Source organism: Roseateles sp., from assembly GCF_965262435.1.
GTDB lineage: Bacteria > Pseudomonadota > Gammaproteobacteria > Burkholderiales > Burkholderiaceae_C > Paucibacter_A.
In genome coordinates this window covers 2376232-2400290 of the sequence record NZ_OZ253537.1, presented here as the reverse complement: position 1 = coordinate 2400290, position 24059 = coordinate 2376232, and the positions used below count along the sequence as shown (strand labels likewise).

19 protein-coding genes are annotated in these 24059 nt (G+C 65.8%); 7 read left to right on the top strand and 12 right to left on the bottom strand.

The annotated features are described in order from the left end of the window. Positions 1 to 24: 24 nt before the first annotated feature. From ACQY39_RS10335 to hutC, 6 genes are all read right to left on the bottom strand, one after another. Positions 25 to 1578 (bottom strand): methyl-accepting chemotaxis protein, encoded by a 1554-nt coding sequence (locus ACQY39_RS10335; protein ID WP_428505913.1) that lies wholly within the window; start codon positions 1576 to 1578, stop codon positions 25 to 27. Positions 1579 to 1726: 148 nt separating this feature from the next. Next, the gene (hutF, locus tag ACQY39_RS10330; RefSeq protein ID WP_428505911.1) at positions 1727 to 3106 is read right to left on the bottom strand and encodes a formimidoylglutamate deiminase; all 1380 of its coding nucleotides are present in this window, start codon (positions 3104 to 3106) and stop codon (positions 1727 to 1729) included. Between the two features lie 2 nt (positions 3107 to 3108). After that, a complete protein-coding gene (gene hutG, locus ACQY39_RS10325; protein WP_428505909.1) occupies positions 3109 to 3918 on the bottom strand; it encodes an N-formylglutamate deformylase in 810 nt (269 codons plus the stop codon). A 26-nt stretch (positions 3919 to 3944) separates the two neighbouring features. Further along, positions 3945 to 5153, bottom strand: a complete 1209-nt coding sequence (gene hutI, locus ACQY39_RS10320) for an imidazolonepropionase (RefSeq protein ID WP_428505907.1) — start codon at positions 5151 to 5153, stop codon at positions 3945 to 3947. Between the two features lie 20 nt (positions 5154 to 5173). Then, on the bottom strand, positions 5174 to 5740 hold the full coding sequence (locus ACQY39_RS10315) for a HutD/Ves family protein (protein WP_428505905.1): 567 nt from the start codon (positions 5738 to 5740) through the stop codon (positions 5174 to 5176). A 73-nt stretch (positions 5741 to 5813) separates the two neighbouring features. Continuing rightward, positions 5814 to 6536, bottom strand: coding sequence for a histidine utilization repressor (gene hutC / locus ACQY39_RS10310; RefSeq protein WP_428505903.1), 723 nt, complete (start codon positions 6534 to 6536; stop codon positions 5814 to 5816). Between the two features lie 75 nt (positions 6537 to 6611). Between hutC and hutU the strand changes: the two genes are divergently transcribed. The 3 genes from hutU (at position 6612) to ACQY39_RS10295 (ending at position 10783) form a co-directional block, all read left to right on the top strand. Next, positions 6612 to 8315, top strand: coding sequence for a urocanate hydratase (gene hutU, locus ACQY39_RS10305; RefSeq protein ID WP_428505901.1), 1704 nt, complete (start codon positions 6612 to 6614; stop codon positions 8313 to 8315). 111 nt (positions 8316 to 8426) lie between these two features. Further along, positions 8427 to 9974 carry a histidine ammonia-lyase gene (gene hutH, locus ACQY39_RS10300; RefSeq protein WP_428505899.1) on the top strand — a complete coding sequence of 516 codons (1548 nt, stop codon included), beginning with the start codon at positions 8427 to 8429 and terminating at the stop codon, positions 9972 to 9974. A gap of 200 nt (positions 9975 to 10174) precedes the next feature. Then, complete coding sequence (locus tag ACQY39_RS10295; RefSeq protein ID WP_428505897.1) at positions 10175 to 10783, top strand: hypothetical protein; 609 nt, start codon at positions 10175 to 10177, stop codon at positions 10781 to 10783. 110 nt (positions 10784 to 10893) lie between these two features. Here ACQY39_RS10295 and glk read toward each other — a convergent pair whose 3' ends face one another. The 6 genes from glk to ACQY39_RS10265 all read right to left on the bottom strand — a co-directional run bounded on the left by glk (position 10894) and on the right by ACQY39_RS10265 (position 19496). Continuing rightward, complete coding sequence (gene glk, locus ACQY39_RS10290) at positions 10894 to 11877, bottom strand: glucokinase (RefSeq protein ID WP_428505895.1); 984 nt, start codon at positions 11875 to 11877, stop codon at positions 10894 to 10896. A 38-nt stretch (positions 11878 to 11915) separates the two neighbouring features. Beyond that, positions 11916 to 13448 (bottom strand): tryptophan halogenase family protein, encoded by a 1533-nt coding sequence (locus ACQY39_RS10285; RefSeq protein WP_428505893.1) that lies wholly within the window; start codon positions 13446 to 13448, stop codon positions 11916 to 11918. Positions 13449 to 13534: 86 nt separating this feature from the next. Next, positions 13535 to 14551, bottom strand: coding sequence for a cupin-like domain-containing protein (locus tag ACQY39_RS10280; RefSeq protein WP_428505891.1), 1017 nt, complete (start codon positions 14549 to 14551; stop codon positions 13535 to 13537). Continuing rightward, positions 14523 to 15230 carry a SapC family protein gene (locus ACQY39_RS10275; RefSeq protein ID WP_428505889.1) on the bottom strand — a complete coding sequence of 236 codons (708 nt, stop codon included), beginning with the start codon at positions 15228 to 15230 and terminating at the stop codon, positions 14523 to 14525. The genes ACQY39_RS10280 and ACQY39_RS10275 overlap by 29 nt, the downstream gene beginning before the upstream one ends. A gap of 17 nt (positions 15231 to 15247) precedes the next feature. Beyond that, entirely contained in the window at positions 15248 to 18235 is a 2988-nt protein-coding gene (locus ACQY39_RS10270) for a TonB-dependent receptor (protein ID WP_428505887.1), read from the bottom strand. A gap of 214 nt (positions 18236 to 18449) precedes the next feature. Beyond that, positions 18450 to 19496: a LacI family DNA-binding transcriptional regulator gene (locus ACQY39_RS10265; RefSeq protein WP_428505885.1), complete on the bottom strand. Its 1047-nt coding sequence runs from the start codon at positions 19494 to 19496 to the stop codon at positions 18450 to 18452. A gap of 160 nt (positions 19497 to 19656) precedes the next feature. Here ACQY39_RS10265 and ACQY39_RS10260 point away from each other — a divergent pair, with 160 nt between their 5' ends. From ACQY39_RS10260 to ACQY39_RS10245, 4 genes are read left to right on the top strand one after another with little or no spacing between them, the layout of a single operon-like run. Then, complete coding sequence (locus ACQY39_RS10260) at positions 19657 to 20943, top strand: extracellular solute-binding protein (protein WP_428505883.1); 1287 nt, start codon at positions 19657 to 19659, stop codon at positions 20941 to 20943. After that, entirely contained in the window at positions 20940 to 21848 is a 909-nt protein-coding gene (locus tag ACQY39_RS10255; RefSeq protein ID WP_428505881.1) for a carbohydrate ABC transporter permease, read from the top strand. Before ACQY39_RS10260 ends, ACQY39_RS10255 begins: the two co-directional genes overlap by 4 nt. After that, positions 21845 to 22678 carry a carbohydrate ABC transporter permease gene (locus tag ACQY39_RS10250; RefSeq protein WP_428505879.1) on the top strand — a complete coding sequence of 278 codons (834 nt, stop codon included), beginning with the start codon at positions 21845 to 21847 and terminating at the stop codon, positions 22676 to 22678. The genes ACQY39_RS10255 and ACQY39_RS10250 overlap by 4 nt, the downstream gene beginning before the upstream one ends. Further along, a complete protein-coding gene (locus ACQY39_RS10245; RefSeq protein ID WP_428505877.1) occupies positions 22678 to 24048 on the top strand; it encodes a GH1 family beta-glucosidase in 1371 nt (456 codons plus the stop codon). Before ACQY39_RS10250 ends, ACQY39_RS10245 begins: the two co-directional genes overlap by 1 nt. Positions 24049 to 24059: the final 11 nt, after the last annotated feature.

The window sequence follows — 24059 nt, the reverse complement described above, 5'->3', positions numbered from 1 at the left end:
ACCCTGACCCTGGACCTTTCGGGATCAGAGACGGAACACCGCCACCGATTTGGCCAGTTCGTCGGCCTGCGCCTGCAGGCTTTGCGCTGCCGCGGCCGACTCCTCGACCAGAGCCGCGTTCTGCTGCGTCATGGTGTCGAGCTGGCTGATGGCCTGGCCGATCTGGCCGATGCCGGTGCTTTGCTCGGCCGTGGCATGGCTGATCTCGGCGACGATGCTGCCGACGCGGCCGATCGAGGCGATCACATCCTGCATGGTGCCGCCGGCGCGCTCCACCAAGGCCGCGCCTGCCTCCACGCTTTCGCTGCTGGCGGTGATCAGGGCCTTGATCTCCTTGGCCGCCTCGGCGCTGCGCTGAGCCAAGGACCGCACTTCGCTGGCCACGACCGCAAAGCCACGGCCCTGCTCACCAGCGCGGGCCGCTTCCACTGCGGCATTCAAGGCCAGGATATTGGTCTGGAAGGCGATGCCGTCGATCGTGGAGATGATGTCGCTGATCTTGTTGGACGAGGCGCTGATGCGGCTCATGGTGCTGACCACCTCGCCCACCACCTCACCGCCACGCTGGGCCACGCCTGCGGCTTCGGCCGCCATCTGGTTGGCCTGGCGCGCCGATTCGGCATTGTGCTTGACGCTGGCGGTCAACTGCTCCATGGCCGAAGCGGTTTCCTCCAGATTCGAGGCTGCCTGCTCAGTGCGGTGGCTCAGGTCGTTGCCGCCCATGGCCACCTCGGCCGAGGCATTGGCGATGTTGTCGGTGGCACTGCGCACCTTGCCCACCACCTCGCGCAAGGACACTTGCATGGCCTGCACGCCGCGCATCAGATCAGAGGTTTCCGATCGACCTGTGACATGGATGGGTTCGCTCAAATCTTGGCCGGCAATGCGCTCCGCCGACTGCTTGACCTCACTCAGGGGTTGGAGGATGGAGCGCAGATTGAAGAAGGTGTAGAAGCCAATCAGGGTCAGGCTGATGACCAGGATGGAGATCAGGGTCATGCGCGTGCGTTGCTCATGGCGAGCGATCTCTGCCACACCCTCGTCGGCGTCTTTGTCGATCAAACGAACCAACTCGGCCAGCTTTTCCTCCATCGGGCGAATGGCCTTCTTGGCCGCGCCGAGTGCTTTGTTGGCCTCAGAAGGATCGGCAAAGCCCTTGGCCAGCAGCTTGGTCATGAAGGGATCCATCTCGGCCTTGTACTGCTTGAGGCCGTCTTCGACGGACTGGATGATCTTGCGCTCCTCAGGCGGGATGTCCAGCTCGCCCAGCTGCTTGCCGGTGCTCAGGAAGGCGTCGTAAGACTTGTTCCAGTCGGCACGGTATTTCTCGACCGCCGCAGCGTCCTCGAGGTTGATCACCATGTCTTTTTCATAACGCCGCAAATTGCCGGCTTCCGCACGCAGGCGCGAGGCGTAGATCAGGGACTGGTTGTCGTTGTCGACAAAGTGCTTGAAGGAGTATTTGGCCTCATTCAGGCTGTACAGCCCGGCCCCACCGACCAGCAAAAGCATGCACATGGACACGGCCGCCAAGGCATACAAACGAGCGCGCACCGTGAAATCCTGGAGATTCAGCATCGTCAGCTCCCAAAAGGCGAGAAACCCTTCGCCCGCAGAGCATATTCGAAACGCCAATCGCACACTCAAGAAAAGCGCGCGGGAAATCTACCAAATCGCAACATACTCGACCCGCAGGTCGCGCGCCCGAAAGCTCGGGCGCGGCTGCTCAGGCCAGGGCCGCCATGGTCTTCAAGAAGCGGGCGCCAATCTCGGTGCGGGCCTCATGCCGGCCCTGGTGGAGGCGTCGCTGGCCGGCCACATAGACCGACAGCAAGACCTGACCCTGGGAGGCAAACACCAGGCCGTCCAGCACCGCCGAATCGGGCAAACCGGCGACGCCGCTGGCCAAGGGGTCCAGCACCAGGAAGTCGGCCCGAGCGCCGGCCTCCAGACCCCATTGCTTGAATCCGGCCGGTGCCGCGCTGCCGGCACGCACCGCCTCGAACAGGCGCGCCGCCGTGCTGGCCTCGCGGCCGGGGTCCGCCGCCACATTGCGCTGCTGCAAGCCCAAGCGCTGGCCATATTCCAGCCAGCGCAGCTCTTCCACCCAGTTGCGGGTGACATGGCTGTCCGAGCCGATGCTGATGGGCACGCCGGCCTCCAGCCAGCCCGAAAGATCACACAGGCCATCACCCAAATTGCCCTCGGTGCCGGGGCAGATCACCACCGAGGCGCCCGCAGCCGCCACTTGGGCGATCTCCTCGGGCGTGCTGTGGGTGGCATGGACCAGATGCCAACGCCGGTCGGGTAGGAAGTCATTACAGAGCAGTTGCATGGGCCGCTGGCCGGTGGCGGCCAGGCAGTCGCGCACCTCTTGCTGCTGCTCGGAGATGTGGATGTGAATCGGGATGTCGGCATCGCCAACCAGGGCCTGCAGCTCCTGGATGTCGCCGGCATGGGCGGCGCGCAGGGAATGCAGGGCCACGCCAGCATGGAGCAGCGGCCGGCCGGCGGCGCGGATGCGTTCGCTGGCGCGCCAGACCCAGGCGGCATCGGTGGCGAAACGGCGCTGGTCGCGACGCAGGGCCGGCTCGGCAAAGCCGGCATGGGCATACAGCACCGGCAGCAAGGTCAGGCCCAGGCCCACCTCGGCGGCCGCGTCGGCCAAGGCCCAGCTCATGGCCAGCTCGTCGGGGTAGGCACTGCCGTCTTCCTGATGCTGCAGGTAGTGGAACTCGCAGACCTGGGTGTAGCCGCCCTGCAGCAGCTCCAGATACAGCTGGGCGCCGATGTCGCGCAGCTGCTCGGGCGTGACGCGCAAGGCCAGGCCGTACATGCGGTCGCGCCAGGACCAGAAATCGTCGTCGCCCGCCTCGCGCCGTTCGGCCAGGCCGGCAAAGGCGCGCTGGAAGGCATGGCTGTGGGTGTCGACCAGGCTGGGGATGACCGGACCATCCAAGCGTGTGACGCCCTCGGCACAGGGTTGGCCGGCTTGCACGCGCAGCCAGTGGCCATCGGGGCCGACTTCCAGCAGCACCTCGCGCTGCCAGCACCCATCGACCCAGGCTTGCGCCGCCCAGAACTTTCGCTTGTTGTCGTCGTTCATGCTCAGGCCTGGGGGTTCTTGGGCTGCCACTGCAGCAAGCTACTCAGCAACTGGCGGATCAGAGGCTGCACCTGCGCGGCCAGCTCGGCGTCGTAGGCGTAGGGCGGCAGCTCGCTCATATAGCAGCGCTGGCACATCTCCAGCTGCACGGCATGGATCTGCTCGGCGGGCTGGCCGTAGTGGCGGGTGATGTATCCGCCCTTGAAGCGGCCATTGACCACCTGCGTGTACGCGCTCTGGCCGGCCTGGACTTCACCCAGGGCGGCGGTGATCTCGGGCGCGCAAGACTGCCCCTCGACCGTGCCCAGGTTCAGATCGGGCAAGCGGCCCTCGAACAACCAGGGCAGCTCGGAGCGGATGCTGTGCGCGTCGAACAGCAAGGCGTATCCGAACAAGTTCTTGAGGCGCTGCAGCTCAGCGTTGAGCGCGCGGTGATAAGGCAACCAGTAGAGCTGGCGGCGGCGCAGCTTCTCGGCCTCATCGGGCTCCTGGCCGGCCAAGTAGAGCGGCTCGCCGGTGAAGAAGCGGGTCGGGCAGAGCTCGGTGTTGGAGGCGCCCGCGTACATGGGCGTGTCCTCGGGCGGGCGGTTCAGGTCGATCAGATAGCGCGAGTAGCTCGGCACGATCAGGCTGGCCCCGAGCTCCTCGGCGATGCCGCCATAGAGGCGCTCCAAATGCCAATCGGTGTCCTCGCTGTCCAAGGCACGGGGCTGGTAGCGCGCGCGCTGGTCATCAGGAATCAGATGGCCCACGTGGGGCATGCTGATCAGCAAAGGCGTGCGGCCCTGCCGCAGCTGGAAAACAGGACTCATGATCGTGCAAACAGTCTCGGGTTCATTCAAGCGCGCAACTTGGCACCGCGCACCACTTGGCGCAGCGGGTTGCGGCCAAAGTAATAAGCCAGCTCATTGGGATGCTCCACATCCCAGAGGCAGAAATCGGCGCGCTGGCCCGGGGCCAGCTGGCCGCGGTCGGCCAGGCCCAGGGCGCGTGCGGCGTTGATGGTCACGCCGCGCAACGCCTCTTCCGGCGTCAGACGGAACAGGGTGCAGGCCATGTTCAGCATCAACAGCAAAGACAAAGTGGGCGAGGTGCCGGGGTTGTGATCGGTGGAGATGGCGATGGGCACGCCGGCGTCGCGCAGGGCCTGCACGGGAGGCAGCTTGGTCTCGCGCAGGAAGTAGTAGGCGCCCGGCAGCAACACGGCCACGGTGCCGGCCTCGGCCATGGCGGCGACACCCTCGGCGCTCAGGTATTCCAGGTGATCGCAAGACAAAGCCTTGAACTCAGCCGCCAGCTGGCTGCCGCCCTGGTCACTGAGCTGCTCGGCATGGAGCTTGACCGGCAGTCCGGCGGCACGCGCGGCCTCGAAGATCTTGCGCGTCTGCGCCGGCGAGAAACCGATGCCCTCGCAGAAGGCATCGACCGCATCGATCAGGCCCTCACGCTGCAACAGGGGCAGCCAGTCGCAGACCGCCTGCACATAGTCGTCCGCCCGGCCCTCGAACTCAGCCGGCACGGCGTGGGCGCCCAGGTAGCTGGTGCGCACATCGACGCCAAGGCCGCCGAGGCGTCGCGCCACGCGCAACATCTTGGCTTCCGAAGCCTGGCTCAAGCCATAGCCTGATTTCACTTCGATGGTCGTGACGCCCTCCTTCATCAGGTTCAGCAAGCGGTAAGCCGCTTGGGCATAGAGCTGATGCTCGGTCGCCTGCCGCGTCGCGGCCACGCTGGAGCGGATACCGCCTCCCGCCTTGGCAATCTCTTCATAACTGGCACCCTGCAGGCGCAGCTCGAACTCGCGCGCACGCTGGCCGCCGTAGACCAGATGGGTGTGGCAATCGATCAGGCCCGGCGTCACGACCGCGCCGCCGAGATCGTGGGTCTGCGCCACATCGGCGCGCAGCTCGGGCGTCAGGTCGGCTGCAGCGCCGGCCCAGACGATGTGCTCGCCCTGGGTCAGCAAAGCGCCCTGCTCCACCCAGCCCCAGGCGGTGTCACCCACGAGTGTGGCCAAACGGCCACCAGTCCACAGCTGTGTCTTCATGCGCGTCAAGCTCCTTCGTGTCAGTCGCCCAAACTTTCGGCCTCGCTCCAGGCCATCCACCAGGCGGCGCCTTCGCCGTCAAAAATGCAGCTCTGCCGCGCCGGGCTTTCGCACCAGGCCAGGCTCAAAGGGCGCAGCGGCATGGCGCGTGCACCGTGGCTGAGCAGGCCGCCGCCGGCGGTGAACAAACCGAGCCAGCGGCTGTTGCCGGCCTCGGGCAGAAAGGGATGGTCGGCTGGCTGAACGATCAAGCGGCCGCGGCTGCGCCGGTGCATCAGATTGAAATCGCGGGTGGCGCCGCCGATCAGCTCGCAGTCGGGTGCCAGGGCGCCGTCGAAGCTCAGCAGCTCATCGCCGACGCGCAGCTCATATTCATACAAGCGCACACCGGCGCCGCTCAGCACCGCGAACCAGCGCTGAATGCCCTCGAAGGCCGAGAAGGGCCCGTCGCGCTCGATGTCGGCCACGCTCAGGCGCACGATCCAGTCGCTGGGATTCGGCCAGGCCAGCAGCTCGCGGGTCTGCCCGCCGCAGTTTTTCCATGGCTGCGGCGCCAAATCTTCCGCGCTGATCACACTCCAACTCATTGGTGCACCCCGTCGCTGCGCTCCGACCCGCCAAGCGGATGTTCGCCCAATTCCGGGCGGCCGATCATTGTGCTCATGCTTGAAAGCTCCCCTGCAATAGATAACGCGAGCCGGGGTGGGTCAAACGGACGGTGGTGACGATGCGCCCGCGGCTCAGGGTGCTGCGCTTGACCACCAGACAGGGGTCGCGCCGCGAAATGCCCAGAAGCTTAGCCTCGGAATCGCTCGGCAGTGTCGATTCGATGGTGTAGCGGGCCTCGCTGAGGGGGGCAACTTGTAACAAGTAGTGGGTGGGCGTGGTTTGGCTGAAGTCCAGACCCATGTAATCGGGTGCACTGGCCGGGTTGACCAGACGGTCTTCGCACTGGATCGCCACACCGTTTTCCAGGTGCACGATGACGCTGTGGAAGAGCTCAGCGCCGGCCGGCAGCTCAAACTCGGCCGCCTGCTCGGCCGTGGCCCGCAGCGCCTCCAGGCGGTGCAGCACGGCCTCGTGGCGGTGGCCGCGCTCGGCAATCTCGTCGTGCACATCGCGCACGGTCAGGGTCGAAGAGATGCGGTGCAGCTGGGCCACAAAAGTGCCCACGCCTTGCACCCGCTCGATCAGACCTTCCTGATGCAACTCGCGCAGGGCCCGGTTCACCGTCATGCGGCTGACGCCAAAGGTCTGCACCAGTTCCGCCTCTGAGGGCAGCAGATCACCGGCCACCCAATGGCCCGAGGCGATGCGTTCGCGCAGATGGTTCTGCACCTTGATGTACTGCGGTTCCGGGCTCGCTGGCGATTTTCTGACCATGGCCGGATCGTAGTTGACTTTACTTGTATAGACAACTAGAGTTCGCCACATTCCGCAGCCCCACAGGAGCCCGTCATGTCCTCACCGTCGACCACGCCCAAGACTTCTGCTCAGCCGCGCGTCGTGCACGCCCCCACCGGCACCCAGCTCAGCTGCAAGAGCTGGCTGACCGAGGCCGCCTTCCGCATGATCCAGAACAATCTGGATCCGGTGGTCGCCGAGAACCCCGACGCCCTGGTGGTCTACGGCGGTATCGGCAAGGCGGCCCGCAACTGGGACTGCTTTGAAGCCATCCTGAGCTCGCTCAAGAAATTGGAAGCCGACGAAACCTTGCTGGTGCAGTCGGGCAAGCCGGTCGGTGTATTCAAGACGCACCCGGACGCTCCGCGCGTGCTGATCGCCAACTCCAATCTGGTGCCGCACTGGGCCAACTGGGAGCACTTCAACGAGCTCGATCGCAAGGGTTTGATGATGTACGGCCAGATGACGGCCGGCAGCTGGATCTACATCGGCACCCAAGGCATCGTGCAAGGCACGTATGAGACGTTTGCCGAAGCTGGCCGCCAGCACTACGGCGGCTCACTGACCGGCCGCTGGGTGCTAACGGCTGGCCTGGGCGGCATGGGCGGCGCCCAGCCCCTGGCCGCCACCTTTGCCGGCGCCTGCTCGCTGAACATCGAGTGCCAGCAATCGCGCATCGACTTCCGCTTGAAGACCCGCTATGTCGACGAGCAAGCCGCCGACCTGGACGACGCCCTGGCCCGCATCGCCAAGTACACCGCCGAAGGCAAGGCCATCTCCATCGCCCTGCTGGGCAATGCCGCCGAAGTGCTGCCCGAACTGGTCAAGCGCGCCAAGGCTGGTACCGCCATCAAGCCCGATCTGGTGACCGACCAGACCAGCGCCCACGACCTGATCAACGGCTATCTGCCGGCCGGCTGGACCGTGGAGCAATGGAAGGCTGCGGCCGCCGACCCGACCCAGCATGCCGACCTCAAGGCTGCCGCCGCGCGCGGCTGCGCCGTCCACGTGCAAGCCATGCTGGACTTCCAGGCCATGGGCATCCCGACCGTGGACTACGGCAACAACATCCGCCAGGTGGCGCTGGAGCAAGGCGTCAAGAACGCCTTTGACTTCCCCGGCTTCGTGCCCGCGTACGTGCGCCCGCAGTTCTGCGAAGGCCGCGGCCCCTTCCGCTGGGTGGCACTGTCCGGCGACCCGGAAGACATCTACAAGACCGACGCCAAGATCAAGGAACTCTTCCCCCACCACGCCCAGGTGCACCGCTGGCTGGACATGGCCAAGGAACGCATTGCCTTCCAGGGCTTGCCGGCGCGCATCTGCTGGCTGGGCCTGGGCGAGCGTCACATCGCCGGCCTGGCCTTCAATGAGATGGTGAAGAACGGTGAGCTCAAGGCCCCCATCGTCATCGGCCGCGACCACCTGGACAGCGGCTCGGTCGCCAGCCCCAACCGCGAAACCGAAAGCATGGCCGACGGCTCGGACGCCGTGTCCGACTGGCCTTTGCTGAACGCGCTGCTGAACACCGCCGGTGGCGCCACCTGGGTGTCGCTGCACCACGGCGGCGGCGTGGGCATGGGCTTCAGCCAGCACAGCGGCGTGGTCATCGTGGCCGACGGCACGGATGCCGCCGCCCAGCGCCTCTCACGCGTGCTCTACAACGACCCCGGCACCGGCGTCATGCGCCATGCCGATGCCGGCTACGAAATCGCCAAGACCACGGCTCGTGAGCGCGGTCTGAACATGCCCATGCTGTGAGCTGAGCCCACCCCGTACTCGCTACGCGAGCCCCCTCAAGGGGGCGAGCCCGCAGTCCCGGCAAAGCCGGATCCTCGGGCTCTACTTGGAAACACAAGAACGGATACCTTCATGCCATCTATCGAAATCACCCCCGGTCAGCTGACCCTGGCCCAGCTGCGCCAGATCCGCAGCGGCGGCATCACCCTGAGCCTGCACGCCAGCGCCGACGCCATCATCCGCCGCAGCGCGGCCGTGGTGCAGGCCGCAGCGGCCGGCGACGCGCCCGTCTACGGCGTCAACACCGGCTTCGGCAAGCTGGCCTCCAAGCGCATCAGCAAGGAAGAGCTGGCCACGCTGCAGTTCAACCTGATCCGCTCGCACTGCGTCGGTGTCGGCGCACCTCTGCAGCCCGAAGTCGTGCGACTGATGCTGGCCACCAAGGCCGCCTCGCTCGCCCGCGGCCACTCGGGCGTTCGCCCCGAGGTGGTGCAAAGCCTGCTCGACGTCTTCAATGCCGGCCTCATCCCTTACGTGCCGGCACAGGGCTCGGTCGGCGCCTCGGGCGATCTGGCCCCGCTGTCGCACATGACCCTGGCCCTGCTGGGCGAAGGCGAAATGCTGGTCGACGGCAAGCGCCTGCCCGCCCTGCCCGAGCTGCAAAAGCACGGCATCGCCCCTCTAGTGCTGCAAGCCAAGGAAGGCCTGGCCCTGATCAACGGCACGCAGACCAGCACCGCCCTGGCGCTGGAAGGCCTGATCCGTTTTGAGCAGGTGTACGCCTCGGCCCTCGTCTCGGGCGCCCTGAGCCTGGATGCCGCTCGCGGCAGCGACGGCCCGTTTGACCCGCGCATCCATGAGGTGCGCGGCCAGCCCGGCCAGATCGAGGCCGCCCGCGCCTACCGCCAGATCCTGGCCGGCAGCGCCATCCGCGAGTCGCACAAGGAAGGCGACGAGCGCGTGCAAGACCCGTACTGCCTGCGCTGCCAGCCGCAGGTCATGGGCGCATGCCTGGACCAAGCGCGTTATGTCCGCGATGTGCTGATCCGCGAAGCCAATGCCGTGACCGACAACCCGCTGGTGTTTGCGGGTGAAGACGGCAGCAGCTATATGGTCAGCGGCGGCAATTTCCACGCCGAGCCGGTGGCCCTGGCCGCCGACGCCCTGGCCTGCGCAATTGCCGAAGTCGGTGCCATCGCCGAGCGTCGCATCGCCATGCTGATCGACGCCAGCGTCTCGCGCCTGCCGCCCTTCCTGACCGAGAACGCCGGCCTGAACTCGGGCTTCATGATCGCCCACGTCACCGCCGCCGCCCTGGCCAGCGAGAACAAGAGCCTGGCCCACCCGGCCAGCGTGGACAGCCTGCCCACCAGCGCCAACCAGGAAGACCATGTCTCCATGGCCACCTTCGGCGCGCGCCGCCTGGGCAATATGCTGGACAACACCGGCCACATCATCGGCATCGAGCTGCTGGCAGCCGCCCAGGGCATCGAATTCCTGCGCCCGCTGAAAAGCTCGGCCGCGCTGGAAGAAGTGCACGCCCTGGTGCGCAAGACCAGCCCGGCCATGCCCACCGACCACTACCTGGCCCCCAGCATCGAAGCCGCCACCGCCCTGGTGTCCTCGGGCGAACTGGCGGCCCTGGTGGAGCGGGATGGCGGCATCGTGGTGCTGCCTTGAAAGAGCATTGAGCGCTCGAAACTCGAGCGCTCCGCGAACAAAAGAGCCGGCCTTGAGCCGGCTCTTTTCTTTGGGCCGGGAAACTCACAACGAATCGTTCACCGACCTAGGTATACGCTTCTACCTTTCAACAGCGGGCCGTGACTTCACGATCCCGCCGATTGCAATTCGCCGACTCTCTTTACTTGGAGGCTCCATCAGTGCAACTCACAAAGGTCGTCTCCCTGATTGCCGCGGCTTTAGCGGCAGCCTGCACAAGCACCACCACAGAGCCGCACAAGTTCAGCGAGACCAACAAATCCCCGTCGTTGATCGACGTACAACAACGACAGCCCGGCATCGAACCCGACTTCATGAGAATGACCGTCAATGCTCCTGCAGGCAAGTTTCAGGAATACCTCACGAGCATCCGGGTTCCCAAAGACGGAGCCGACACTTCCACCGTCTCAGTCCGCTTTCAGAAATTACGACCATCTGATGTTTGGGCACCAACCATCGCCCTGTGCTTGCAAGGCGATGACTCAAGCCACGAACGAGCCTGTTTGACTCTGGGTGTGATGAGGGATGGCACTGTCACAGCGAGCAAGTTCGAACGAAACGCAGTCAACCGCGAGACACCCAGCCGGCACCGACTTCCCCATACGTTCAAGTCGGATGAAACCCTGAAGGTTCGAGTCGAGGCAAAGGACGGACAGTCGAGCTTCTTCGTCGGTGATCAACTTGCCTTCGAGTCCACCGTTGTCAGCAAGCCCATCCGTTTCGCATTCTCTTGTGCATCAGCGGTGTGTGAATTCGACGCACGTCCTTAGCGGCGGGACATGCGCTGCGCAAGGCGATCACCAAAAGGCAATTCAGCCGTCCTGATTGCTCCGTTCACTGGTTCAAGCGATCGGCCGTCCACAAACGTGCCGAGCGCCCCTCACAAACCCAGATCAAGCGCTCGCGACGCCCCCTCCAGGGCCGGCGACACCGCCGCGTCGATGACGTGGCAGGGAATGGGAGCGAGGAAGCCGGAGAGCCGGCCCTTGCCTTCGAAGCGGCTGCGGAAGGTGGAGCTGCGCAGCTCTTTCAGCAGGCGCGGCGCGATGCCGCCGCCGATGTAGACGCCGCCGCGGGCGCCCAGGGTCAGGGTGACATTGCCGGCCATGCTGCCGAGAAAGCCGCAGAACAAGGCGATGGCCTGGGCGGCGGTGGCGTCGCCGGCCTCGGAGCGGCCGAGCACTTCCGCGGGCTCCAGGCTGATGACCGGCTGGCCGTTCAGCTCGGTGCAGGCTTGGTACAGATTGACCAGACCCGGGCCCGAGAGCGCGCGCTCGGCGGAAACATGGCCGAAACGGCGACGCAGGCGGGCGATCACAGCATCTTCGAAATCATCGAGCCCGGCCAGGGTGGCATGGCCGCCCTCGCCCGACACCGGCCACCAGCCGCCGCCGGGCAGCGGCATCAGGCCGGCCACGCCGAGGCCGGTGCCGGCACCGATCACGGCCAGCGGCGCACCGGCCACGGCCTCACCCGGGCCCAGCGCATGCAGCTGGGCCGCCTTCAGATCCGGGATGCCCAAGGCCAAGGCAGCAAAGTCGTTGATCACGGTCAGGCGCTTGAGGCCCAGCTCGCGCTGCAGGCCGCTGATCGAAAACGACCAGGCGCCATTGGTCATGCGCACTTCATCACCGCTGATGGGATACGCAATGCCGATGGCCAGGGCTTGCGGGCGCGGCAGGGCCTGGCTTTCCAGATAGGCCTCGACGGCTGCGGCCAGAGACACATGCTCGGCGCCGCGATAGTTGGCGCAGGCGCGCAGCGGGGCGCCCGGTGCATCGACCCAGGCAAAGCGGGCATTGGTGCCGCCGATATCGGCCAGCAGGCGGGGAAAAGTTTCCAGGCTCGGAACAGGAGTCAACATGGCAGATGGTCAGTAAGCAAAAGGGAACAGCGCGACGCTCAGGCTGCCGCGCGATAAGGCGCACACAGGCGCTCGACATAGGCTTGGTGCGGCGGCAGGCCGGCCAGCTGGCGGCTGACCTGGCTGCGGATGCTGGCGAGGAAGTGAGAGAGCTCTTCGTCGCCCATCAGATCGGCCACCGGGTGGTGATGTTGGGGGGTGATGCCCTGGCCCATCATGACCTGGATCCAGGAGTTTTCGGCAAACAGCTCGTCCAGCGGGCGGAACACACGCGCGGTCTCACGGAACAACTCGATGCGGTGGCGCAGGGTCTCGGGCACGGCCATGGTGCGCACATGGCGCCACAGGGCCGAGTCATCGCGCTCGGTCACGTGGTAGTGCAGGATGATGAAGTCACGGATGTGCTGCAGGTCCTGCGTGGTCTGCTGATTGAACTCGCGCACATCCACCTCGCGGACGCCACCGGCCGGGAACAGGCGCATCAGCCGGATGGCCGCGCGCTGCACCAGATGGATGCTGGTGGATTCCAGCGGCTCGATGAAGCCGCTGGCCAAGCCCATGGCCACGCAGTTGCGGTGCCAGACCTCGTGCCGCTGACCCGGCTGGAAGCGCAAGAGGCGCGGTTCGGTGATCAGCTCGCCCTCGACATGGCGGCGCAGCATGTCGGGCGCGTCGGCATCAGACAGCTCGCGGCTGCTGTAGACCAGGCCGTTGCCCACGCGGTGTTGCAAGGGGATGCGCCACTGCCAGCCGAAGGGATGCGCAATCGAGCGGGTGTAGGGCGGAGCCTCGCGCACCGCCGCGGTCTGCACCGCCACGGCGCGGTCGCAGGGCAGCCAATGGGTCCAGTCCTCATAGCCGACGCCCAGGGTCTGGCCCAGCAGCAAGGCGCGGAAGCCGGTGCAGTCGACGAAGAGGTCGCCCTCGATGCGGCTTCCGTCTTCCATTTGCAGGGCCGTCAGATCGCCCGCGCCTGGCTGCTCGCGCAGCACAGCGGCGATCTTGCCCTCGATGCGGCGCACGCCATGGGCCTCGGCCAGGCCGCGCAGGAAGCGGGCATAACGCGTGGCATCCAGGTGGTAGGCGTAGTTCATGCCGTTGTTCGGCAGGTGGGCAAAGCGCTGCTCTTCAGCGGCGCGCAGCTCCAGGCAGTACTCGCCGTAGGGCGCCGCCAGACCGCGCTCGCGGCCCTTGAGCCAGAAATGCTGGAAGCCGGCGCTCCAGTGGTCTTTGCCGGTCAGACCGAAGGAGTGGATGTAGTCCTCACCCGGCGCCTTCCAGCCTTCAAACTTGATGCCGAGCTTGAAGGTCGCCTGCGTGGCGGCCATGAACTCTGCCTCGTTCAGGCCCAACAGCTCGTGGTAGGTGTGCAGGGCCGGGATGGTGGCTTCGCCAACGCCGACGGTGCCGATCTCCTCGGACTCGACCAGGCGAATGTCGAGCAGCTTGCCCATCAGTTTGCCCATCAGGGCGGCCACCATCCAGCCGGCGGTGCCGCCGCCAGCGATGACGACGCGGCGCACCGGCTTGGTGGATGGGGGGGTCTCGGGGTGAATCGCTTGGACCTTCATGGTGAGGACCTTTCCTTCTTGTCTCGATGTTCGTTTCTTGTTGGTCTTTTTTTCTTTTTTCTTGAATCCGCTGCGAATCGCTGTCCTCAGCGGTTCAGCTTCTTCAGCAGCCAGGCCCGCATGCGGCGCATGCCGGCCTCGTTGAATGGTGCCAGCAGGCTGCGGGCCGGCGCCGGAATATGGGCCGCCGTCTGCGCGTCGGCCTCGAAAACATAATGGTCAAACAGCGCGCGCCAGGCAGCCCGCTCGGCGGGCGGCAGATCACGGACCGTGGCCAGGGCCAACCAAAGCGCGGTGTTGGGCGAATCGGACCATGACGGGCTGCGCCGCCACCAGTAGTTCACCAACACATTGAGGGCATCGAGGCCCTCAACCTGGTGCCACCAGAGGCTGGGGATGTAGATCGCGTCTCCGGGCTCCAACTCGACCACCTGGGCGCGCGCCAGGGCATTCGCAAAGCGCGGAAAGCGCTGCAAATCGGGCGCCGAGGGGTTGGCCAGGCTGATGGGCTGGCCGGCGGGCGTGAGGTCCAGCGGGCCGACGTAGAGATCACCGACCGCATCGGGCGGAAACAGGGTGAAGCGCCGGCGGCCGGCGGCACAGCAGGCGAGGTTGGACGGCCAGTCCTGGTGCGCGGGCACGGTGATGCGATTGCCCATCCAGAGGCTGGCCAAAGGCGCCTCGGGCGTATCCAAAGCCAGACTGTGTTCGGCTGCGAAACCGGGCAGGCAGGTCTCGACCGTGGTCGAGCCCATGTAGAGATAGGGGCTGGGGGCCAGGTCTTGCCAAGACAGCAGCTGGGCCAGCACCTGGTCAAAAGGCAGGATCTGGCGGCCGAAGTTGAAGCCGCTGAAATCCTCGGTGTAGGCGATCCGACCGGCACTCTCGGGGGCCATCTGGAACACGCCCACGGTGGCGCCCTGCCAATGGCTTTGCAGGCAGGCGGCCACAGCACCCGCGCCCTGGGCCGCCGCCTGAACGACCGGCCAGTGCGACACCAGGCCGCGCAGCACGCAAGGCACATCCAGCGCCAAGACCTCGGGCGGAACATGCCCGGGGCGCTGGACTTTCAGTTCAAGCACGGCGCTCGCGCTGCTGTTCACGAGCAATCAGCTCCGGCAGGTGCGACAAGGACGCCAGGGCCATGGCAATCGGCAGCCAATGCCCCTGCTCGTGCAGTTGCGCGACCGCCGTGCCCGGCAAAGCCGCCAGGCGATCTTCATCGATCACGAAATAGCCGGCCAAGCGCCGCACCTGGCCGGAGGCTTGCTCCACATCCAAGCTCATCGGCTCCAGCAGCTGGTGCTGCAAGAGCGCATCGATGAACTCGGGCAGCCCCAGCATGCCCAGATGCAATGCCTGCAAGACGGACAGGCGATGCTCGAGCAGTGCCGACTGACCACCTTGCGGCAGGAACAGCGGCTCACCTTCACTGCGGCTCAGGCGTGGGCTGTCCAGGTCGACATGGACCACCCACTCTTCCCCATCGCGCCCGACCAGAAAAGGCTGGCGCTCCAGGGCCCAGGGCAGATGCCCGGCCTGCCAGCCCTGCGGGCCGAGGAACTGGTTGTGCGACTCAAACAAGCCCAGCAAGGCCACGGGCTGGAAGCGAGCCGCACCACCGGCGCTCTCCTGGAACACGATGGGGAAATGCGCCTGCATCTGCCTGAACTCCGCAGGCACCGTGGGTACGGCGCTGGCGGCATCACCCCAGCTGGCATCGAGCCGCGTTTGCAGACGCAGATCGGCATGGTTGACGTTATCAAGCAGAACGGGGCGCATCAGAACAGCTCCAAGGGTCAGAAGGCGTAGCGGGCGCTCAGCATGTAACGGCGACCGGTCTGGGTGAAGTACAGCGTTTCCTCCTTGGCCCGACCGTGAACGCGCTGGATGCCGTCGTTCAGGTTCAGAGCCTCGAAGTTCACGCTGAGCTTCTTGCTGAACTTATAGCCCAAGCTGAGGTCCCATTGACCATAAGCCTCGGTATAAGCCGGACCGGCACTGCCGAACACATCGGCGCTGGTGCTGCTCAGGAACTCATCGCGCCAGTTGTAGGCCACGCGGGCGCTGTACTTGTCATCTTCGTAGAAACCCACCAAGTTGGACGAGTTGCTCATGCCCAGCAAGGCGTTTTGCTCGGTCAGGTTGAGGTTGTCGTACTTCAGCCCGGATTTGACCCAGGTGTAGTTGGCGGCCACGCCGAAGCCCGTCTTGCCGAAGGCATGCTGCAAGTTCAGCTCCATGCCCTTGATGGAGTCGCTGCGTTGGTTGGTCGGCGCCGTGATGGTGAAGGCGGCCACCGGGTCACCCGTCTGGCCGGCGATGGTGCCCAGCGGATTGCCGTTGCCATCGAAACCGGTGCGAATCACGCCCTTGGTCCCGTTGTAGGTGTTGAGGATGTAACCGCGGATGCACATCGCGTCCTTGGTCGGGCAGTTTTTGCTGACGGCTTCGTTGTAGAGCGCGCCACCGATCGGCGAGGTCAAACCGGCCGGTGTCGACTGCAGGGTGCTGCTGCCGATGAAGTTGCTGATGTTCTTGCGGAACAGGCCCAGCGCGGCATAGCTCGACTTGGCGTAGTAGTACTCGGCCGAGAGGTCGAAGTTCTTGGACAGCAGCGGCTTCAGGCCTGGGTTGCCCTGGCTGCCGGAGCCGCCGTTGACGCGGAAGTCCGACAGCGTCACGCCACCCTGGATCGCCCCCCAGCCGGGCCGGCCGATGGTTTCGCCGTAGCTGGCGCGCACCTTGACCTTGTCGCTGAGCTCAGCTTCCCAGTCGATGCTGGGCAGCAGGTACTTGTAGCTGCCCGACAGCGCGGTGAAGTCCGAGGCGCCGCGAACCAGGGCGAACTCATTGGCTGACACCCAGTTGATGCCGGTGACGATGGGCACCAGGGCTTGGGAGTCGACCTTGGTGCGCTCGTAGCGCAGGCCGATATTGGCGCTCATGGGCACACCCCAGACCCAGTCCTTGCCGTATTGCACATAGGCACTGGTGGACTTCTCCTGGGTACGGCGGTCGTCGGTGAAGTTGGACGAAGGCACGAACCACTTGTCGCTGCCGTCAGCCTTGATCGCCGCCGCGCGCACGGCCTCGAAGTCCCACAGGTAGAAGTTGTTGAACAGATTGCCGCCATTGCTGCCCATGGAGTGGGCAAAGTAGTTCTGCAACTGGCCGGCCTGGAACAGGTTGTCGGGGTAATCGCTCGGCTTGTTGTGGCCGCCCCAATCGTCTTGCTGGACATTGGCGAAGGCGGTGCGGTTCTTGACCTTGCTCATGCCGACACCGAAGTCCAGACCCGAGCTTTCGTTCAGCACGTACTTGCCCTTGAACTGCGCCTGGTCGATCTGGTTGCGCATATAGCTGTTGCGGAAGGACGAACCCGTCACTTGCAGCAGGCTGGGGCTGGCGGCCGGGTCACCGGCCAGGCCAATGCTCAGCACCGGGAACTTCTGCGAGAAGTCGGCCGTGGCGCTGGCGCGGTTGTACATGGACACGCCGAGCGTGGAGTTGCTGCCGAAGGGGCTGTCGGCGCCCGAGGTGGCAGTCGAGTGGTGGGCGTCGAGCTCCAGGGTCAGCGCATTCGAGGCCTTCCAGGCCACGTTCAGGCCGGTCGACTGGTTCTTGTTCTTGGTGCCGAAGATGCTGCCAGCCATGGCCACGTCGGCCGGGGCCTTGGGGTCATAGGTTTCGGTGTAGGTCAGCGGCGCGGCGATCGGACCATTGGTCCAGCTGGACGAAGACGGGCCGAAGTTGAACCAAGCCGAGAGCTCGCTGCGCTTGGAATGGATCTTGTTTTCCGAGTAGGTGTGATCCAGGGTCGTGGTCACGTCCTGCACGGGGCGGAACTGCAAGACCAGTTGGCCGTTGGTGCGGGTGCGCTCGAAGGAGTTCAGGCTGTAGCGCATCTCCTGCGGCACGACATAGAGGTCGGTCGGCTTGGGGCGGTTGGTGATCTTGTCGGCACCCGCCTGGCCCGGCAGCGGGATGGTGCCCCAGTTCTGCTCGTCGCCCTTGAAGGTGCGCCAGCCGGCATCCACCGCGGCTTGGTTGTAGCCGCCGTTGCGCTTCTGGACGCTGCCGATCAGGGCGATGCCAAAGCGGCCATCGGCCGAGACATCGCTGTAGATGCCGGACACTTCGGGCGTCATCTGGCTGCCGTTCAGGCTGTCGGGCAGACGCTTGTTGGAATCGTCGCTGACCATCTTGACGCCGACGCTGGCCACGCGCTGCTTGTTGTCCAGCGGGCGGGCGGTCTTGATGTTGATGGTGGCACCGATGCCGCCGGTGGGCGAGTCGGCCCGGCTGGTCTTGTAGACCTCCAGGGCAGCCACGCCTTCCGAGGCCAGATTGGCGAAGTCAAAGGAGCGCGAGTTCGAGGCAAAGGTGCTGCCAAGGCTGGAGGCGGGCATCTGGCGGCCATTCAGCAGCACCAGATTGAAGTCGGGGCCGACCCCGCGCACGGTGACCTTGGACCCCTCACCGAGCGAGCGGTCGATGGACACGCCGGCGATGCGCTGCATCGATTCGGCCAAGTTGGTGTCCGGGAACTTGCCGATGTCCTCGGCCACGATGCCATCCACCAAGCCGCGTGCATTGCGTTTGAGGTTGAGGGAGGACTCCAGGCTCTGACGGATGCCGGTTACGACAACGGCGTCGAGCTGGGCCTTGTTGGTGTCTGCGGGAGGGTTGTTCGCTTGCTGCGCATGCGCGGCGAGACTGGCCACCAGCAGGCCCACCGCGCTTGCCGAACGGGACAAACGAATGACGGGTCGAGGATTTCTCATGAACTTGTCTCCGGGTATTTTTTGAAGGTCTGCCCAATGAAACGCTTGAAAGCGCTTTCATTACCAACAAGAATCGCGCATTTGCAAGCGCTTTCAAATTAGGCAACACCCTAGGTTGCCCCCTAGCCGCAACGCCTATCCCCTAGCTTGACCAGCCTGCAATCGGTTTCAGCGCATGTTCACGCGCCGGCTCGGCCGCAAGCCCGCCGCCGCCTCAACGAATCGCCCGGCGGACCGATTCGCGCAACACCAATTCCGGTGCCGCCAGCCGCACTGCAGGCGCTTCGCCACGCAACAGACTGAGCATGGCACCGGCCGCCTGCGCGCCCGTCTCATAGACGGAATGGCGCACCGTGCTCAGCGGCGGCATGGTGTAGCGCGACATGATCAGGTCGTCAAAACCGACGATGGAAACATCGTCCGGCACACGCAGATTGCGCCGAGACAGGCCCAGGATGGCGCCATACGCCATCTGGTCGTTGGAGCTGAAGATGGCGCTGAAGGCCACATCGCGCTCCATCAGGCGGCTGATCGACAACATGCCACCGGCCTCGGTGTAATCGCTCTGCACAATCAGCTCGGGCTCGACCGGAATGCCGGCGGCCGCCAAGGCATCCAGGTAGCCGTTCTGGCGGTCGATGGCGTCGTCATGGACTTGATCTCCGAGCAAGAGCGCAATGCGGCGATGGCCCAGCGAAATCAGATGCTCGGTGGCCAGGCGGGCGCCGGCGCGGTTGTCAAAGCTGAAGCTGAACAGGCGCTCGCCCGTCACCTGACGCCCGACCACCACCATGGGCACGCTGTCGGACAAGGCCTCCAGTTCCTCATTGCCCAGACGGCCGGCCAGCACGATGACGCCGTCCACACGGCGTGACAACAGCGTCTCAATGGCCTTGCGCTCATCGGCCTCGTTCCAGTTGCCGCTGACGAACAGCGGCACATAGCCGGCCGCTTCCAGCTCTACCTCGATGCCGCTGAGTGCCTCGCCATAAAAAGGGCTGCTGATGCGCTGGGTGACCACGCCGATGCTCATGGTGCGGCCGCCCGCCAGGCCGCGCGCCACCGGGTTGGGGCGGAAGCCGAGGCTGCTGATGGCTTCGTCCACCGCGGCCCGCTTGAGCGCGCTGACCGTGGCCGTGCCATTGAGGATGCGCGACACGGTGCTGGGCGAAACGCCGGCCCGGGCCGCCACCTGCTCGAGGGTGACGACGCCCTCGGCACGGCTTGACGGCGCTTTCTTGGCTGCGGGTTTGGCTTGCACTGAAGGTCCTTGAAACGGGGGCCGGCCAGTGTAGGCGGCCCCAAGCGCGGCCCAACGCCGGCTCCGCGCTTGCCCCACTAGGGTTTACGCGGCTTGGTGCGCCGGGCCGGTCGGCACAGAATTGTGAAAGCGCTTTCAAAGCGTCAACAAACAAAAAACAATGACACGAGACAAGTCCCCCGACACGCGTCGGCGCCAGTTGCTGGCTGCAGCGGCGCTCGCGCCTCTCGCCAGCAGCGCGCCGGCTCAGAGCGAACCGCCGCGCCTGGTGGTGGCGGCCTTCCCGCTGCTGGACCAGGTCATCAAGCAGGCCCTGCCCGCCTGGAGCCAGGCGCATGGCGGCGTGCAGGTCGAGGTGATCAGCCGCCAGTACGACGACCACCACACGGCCATGACCACGGCCCTGTCTTCGGCCAGCGCCAGCCATCTGCCCGATGTGATCGCGCTGGAGACCATGTATATGGGCCGCTTCTCGCTGGGCGCCGGCCTGCAGGACCTGTCTGGCCCACCCTATCTGGCCGAAGGCCTGCGCGAACGTTTCGTACCCTTTGCCTTTGAGCAAGCGCGCAACCGTGAAGGCGCGGTGGTGGCGATTCCCGCCGACATCGGCCCGGGCTCGATGTTCTACCGCGCCGATGTGCTGGAGCGCGCCGGCCTGGGCCTGAAGGACCTGAGCGAAAGCTGGGAGGCTTACGTGCAAGCCGGCGTGCAGATCAAGGCCCGCACCGGCGCCTACCTGCTGGCCCATGCACGCTATCTGAAGGACATCGTGCTGTTCTCCAGCACCCCGGCCGGCCAGAGCATTTACTTCGACGCCCAGAGCCGGCCCAGCATCAGCAGCCCGCTGTTCCAGCGTGCCTTCGAGCTGGCGCAGAAGGTGAGGCGCCTGGGTCTGGACGCCATCGTCGACACCTGGCGCAATGACTGGAGCGAACACCTGCGCCGCGGCAAGCTGGCGACCGAGCTCTCGGGCGCCTGGATGGCCAGCCAGATGGCCAAGTCGGTGGCGCCCAACACCCATGGCCTGTGGCGCGCGGCCCAGCTGCCCGGCGGCAGCTTCGGCGGCTGGGGCGGCAGCTACTACGCCATCCCGCGCCGCTCCGACCCCGCCCGCAAAGCCCTGGCTTGGTCGCTGATCCAGCACCTAACTCTCAGCCGCGAGCTGCAGCTCAGCGCCTTCAAGAACCAGGACGCCTTCCCCGCCCTGCTCAGCGCCCAGGATGACCCCTTCTTCGACGAACCGGTCGACTTCCTCGGCGGCCAACGCGCCCGCCAGTTGTGGCGCGAGGCGGCCCGCCGCATACCCCCCCGCCCCCTGCACCGGCAGAACAAGTTCGCCGAAGAGGTGGTCAATGGCGAGCTCGACAACGTGCTGATCTACGGCAAGTCCATTGCCAAGGCCCTGGCCGATGCCCAGGCCTTGCTGGTTCACAGGGCCACACGATGATGAACAAGACGAGTCCGTCATTTCGCCTGCCCCGCGCCTGGGTGCCCTATCTGCTGCTCAGCCCCTTCCTGGCGCTGTTCTCAGTCTTCGGCCTGTTCCCCCTGCTGTTCTCGCTCTGGATGGCCTTCCAGAGCTGGGAACCCACGGCCGGGCTGGAAGCCATGCGCTTCACCGGCCTGGAGAACTTCATCTTTGTGCTCGGCGACGCCTGGTTCTGGAAAGCCCTGGGCAACACGCTCTGGCTGGCCGTGTTCTCGGGCCTGCCCCAGCATCTGGTGGCCCTGCCGCTGGCGGTCTTCATCAATCGCGCTTTCGGGCGCCACGGCCACAGCGTCGCGGCCGCCTACTTCCTGCCCTACATCACCTCGACGGTGGCCATCGCCATGATGTTCACCTCCCTGCTGTCCACCGACTACGGCCTGATCAACGCCATGCTCAAGTGGGCCTTTGGCATGGAGGCGATCAACTGGTTGTGGCAGCCGCAGACCCTCAAGCCAGCCGTGGCCATGGTGGTGTTCTGGCGCTATGTGGGCTTCAACCTGGTGCTCTACCTGGCCGCCCTGCAGACCATCCCGCGCGAGCTGTATCAAGCCGCCAAGCTGGACGGCGCGGGCTCCTGGTCCTGCTTCCGCTACATCACCCTGCCGGCGCTCAAGCCCATGATGCTGTTTGGAATAACCCTGAGCATCATCGGTGGCATGCAACTGTTCGAGGAGCCCTTCATCCTCACCAACGGCCGCGGCGGCCCCGACCAGGCCGCCATGACGGTGGCCATCTACGTCTACCGCCTGGCCTTTGACTTCAGCGACTTCGGCGCCGCCAACGCCATCTCCTGGCTGCTGTTCGCCCTGCTGGCCACCATGACCTGGCTGACCAACAAAGCCTTCAAGGACCGCAAGCCATGAACCGCCTGTCGACAAAAACCCTCTCACGCGGGGCCGCCTACCTGCTGGTGGGTGGCGGTGCCTTGCTGATGCTGGCGCCCTTCTATTTCATGTTTGTGTTCGCCACCCAATCGAACGCGGCCATCTTCAATGTGCCGCCGCCGCTGTGGTTCGACGGCGAGCTGGGCCGCAACCTGCAGACCCTGACCACCCGCCTGCCCTTCTGGCGCAATCTGGGCTGGAGCCTGTACGTGGCGCTGATGTCCACGGTTCTCACCCTGCTGTTCTGCTCCATGGCCGGCTATGCCTTTGCCATGCTGGAGTTCCGCTTCAAGCAGCCGCTGTTCCTGCTCGTCATGGGCACCCTGCTGGTGCCTCCCTTCATGACCATGATCCCCAACTTCATGGTCATGGACGCCCTGGGCTGGCTGGACACCCACCGCGCGCTCTACATCCCCGGCGCGGCCGGCGCCTTCGGCATCTACCTGGTGCGGCAGTTCGCGGCCGCCTCGGTGCCGATGGAGTTGCTCAAGGCCGCGCGCATGGATGGCTGCAGCGAGTTCGGCATCTACTGGCGCATCGCCCTGCCCCTGCTGCGCCCGGCCCTGGGCACCCTGGGCCTGATCACCTTCATCGCCTCCTGGAACAACTTCATGGCCCCGCTGGTGGTGCTGCGCCAGGCCGAGAGCTACACCCTGCCCCTGGCCCTGCGCAGCCTGCAGGCCACCGTCAACACCGAGTGGGGCGCCATCATGGCCGGTTCGGCCATTGCGACCCTGCCCCTGATCGTCCTCTTCGTCATTTCATCCCGCCAACTGATCGCCGGTCTGACCGCTGGCGCCGTCAAATAATGTCCGCTGCAACTCACACCCCCACCTCCACAGCTGACGTTCCCGCCAGCTTCCCGGCCGACTTCCTGTTCGGCGTGGCCACCAGCAGCTTCCAGATCGAGGGCGCGCCCCACGCTGACGGCCGCGGCGAATCCATCTGGGACCGCTTCTGCCGCCAGCCCGGCGCCATCTCCGACGGCAGCAATGGCGACATCGCCTGCGAGCATTTCGATCGCCTGGAACAGGACCTGGACCTGATCGCCTCGCTGGGCGTCAACTGCTACCGCTTCTCGCTGGCCTGGCCGCGCATCCAGCCCACGGGCCGGGGTGAGTGGAACGCTGCCGGCCTGGGCTTTTACGAGCGCCTGGTCGACGGCCTGCTGACGCGCGGCATCAAGCCGGTGGCCACGCTCTACCACTGGGACTTGCCGCAAGCCCTGCAAGACCAGCAAGGCGGCTGGGCTGCGCGCGACACGGTGCACCGCTTTGTCGACTACGCCCGCCATGTGCAAAAGCATCTGGGCGACCGGCTCTACGCCCTGTCCACCCACAACGAACCCTGGTGCACCGCCACCCTGGGCCATGATCAAGGCGTGCACGCGCCGGGCCTGCGCGACCGCGCGCTGGCGGCCCAGGTTTCGCACCACCTGCTGCTCAGCCACGGCCTGGCCATGCAAGCCATGCGCGCCGAAGGCGGCTGCAAGAACCTCGGCATCGTGCTGAACATGGGCCCCAGCGTGCCCGCCACCGCCCACCCGGCCGACATCGCCGCCGCCCGCCTGGCCGATGCAAAGAGCCGCCGCTGGTACAGCGACCCGCTGTTCAAGGGCGAGTACCCGGCCGAAGCCCTGGCCGACCTGGGCGCCGATGCCCCCAAGATCGAGGCCGGCGACATGGCCGCCATGCGCGCGCCCATGGACCACCTGGGCATCAACTACTACACCCGCTACGTGGTCAACGCCGACGGCAAGCCCTGGGTCGCCCGCGAGCACGGCCTGCCCGCTTCGGACATGGACTGGGAGGTCTACCCAGAAGGCCTGACCGACATCCTCTGCCGCATGCACGCGGACTACCCCGACATGCCGCCGCTCTACATCACCGAAAACGGCGGCGCCTTCCCCGACCGCACCGTGGTCGATGGCCATGTGCAAGACCTGGACCGGCTCGACTACCTGAAGACCCACATCGCCGCCACCGCCGAGGCCCGCCGCCGCGGCGTGCGGGTGGACGGTTATATGGTGTGGAGCCTGATGGACAACTTCGAGTGGGGCTTTGGCTACTCCAAGCGCTTCGGCATCGTCCATGTCGACTACGAAACGCAGGCGCGCACGCTCAAGGCCAGCGCGCTCTGGTACCAAGACCTGCTGCGCCAGTGGCGCGCTCAAGGCTGAGGAGCTGAAGT

Excerpts from the sequence above, each read along its gene's own strand:
- ACQY39_RS10335 (WP_428505913.1), bottom strand. The coding sequence starts at position 1,578 with ATGCTGAATCTCCAGGATTTCACGGTGCGCGCTCGTTTGTATGCCTTG.
- hutF (WP_428505911.1), bottom strand. The coding sequence starts at position 3,106 with ATGAACGACGACAACAAGCGAAAGTTCTGGGCGGCGCAAGCCTGGGTC.
- hutG (WP_428505909.1), bottom strand. The coding sequence starts at position 3,918 with ATGAGTCCTGTTTTCCAGCTGCGGCAGGGCCGCACGCCTTTGCTGATC.
- hutI (WP_428505907.1), bottom strand. The coding sequence starts at position 5,153 with ATGAAGACACAGCTGTGGACTGGTGGCCGTTTGGCCACACTCGTGGGT.
- ACQY39_RS10315 (WP_428505905.1), bottom strand. The coding sequence starts at position 5,740 with ATGAGTTGGAGTGTGATCAGCGCGGAAGATTTGGCGCCGCAGCCATGG.
- hutC (WP_428505903.1), bottom strand. The coding sequence starts at position 6,536 with ATGGTCAGAAAATCGCCAGCGAGCCCGGAACCGCAGTACATCAAGGTG.
- hutU (WP_428505901.1), top strand. The coding sequence starts at position 6,612 with ATGTCCTCACCGTCGACCACGCCCAAGACTTCTGCTCAGCCGCGCGTC.
- hutH (WP_428505899.1), top strand. The coding sequence starts at position 8,427 with ATGCCATCTATCGAAATCACCCCCGGTCAGCTGACCCTGGCCCAGCTG.
- glk (WP_428505895.1), bottom strand. The coding sequence starts at position 11,877 with ATGTTGACTCCTGTTCCGAGCCTGGAAACTTTTCCCCGCCTGCTGGCC.
- ACQY39_RS10285 (WP_428505893.1), bottom strand. The coding sequence starts at position 13,448 with ATGAAGGTCCAAGCGATTCACCCCGAGACCCCCCCATCCACCAAGCCG.
- ACQY39_RS10275 (WP_428505889.1), bottom strand. The coding sequence starts at position 15,230 with ATGCGCCCCGTTCTGCTTGATAACGTCAACCATGCCGATCTGCGTCTG.
- ACQY39_RS10270 (WP_428505887.1), bottom strand. The coding sequence starts at position 18,235 with ATGAGAAATCCTCGACCCGTCATTCGTTTGTCCCGTTCGGCAAGCGCG.
- ACQY39_RS10260 (WP_428505883.1), top strand. The coding sequence starts at position 19,657 with ATGACACGAGACAAGTCCCCCGACACGCGTCGGCGCCAGTTGCTGGCT.
- ACQY39_RS10255 (WP_428505881.1), top strand. The coding sequence starts at position 20,940 with ATGATGAACAAGACGAGTCCGTCATTTCGCCTGCCCCGCGCCTGGGTG.
- ACQY39_RS10250 (WP_428505879.1), top strand. The coding sequence starts at position 21,845 with ATGAACCGCCTGTCGACAAAAACCCTCTCACGCGGGGCCGCCTACCTG.
- ACQY39_RS10245 (WP_428505877.1), top strand. The coding sequence starts at position 22,678 with ATGTCCGCTGCAACTCACACCCCCACCTCCACAGCTGACGTTCCCGCC.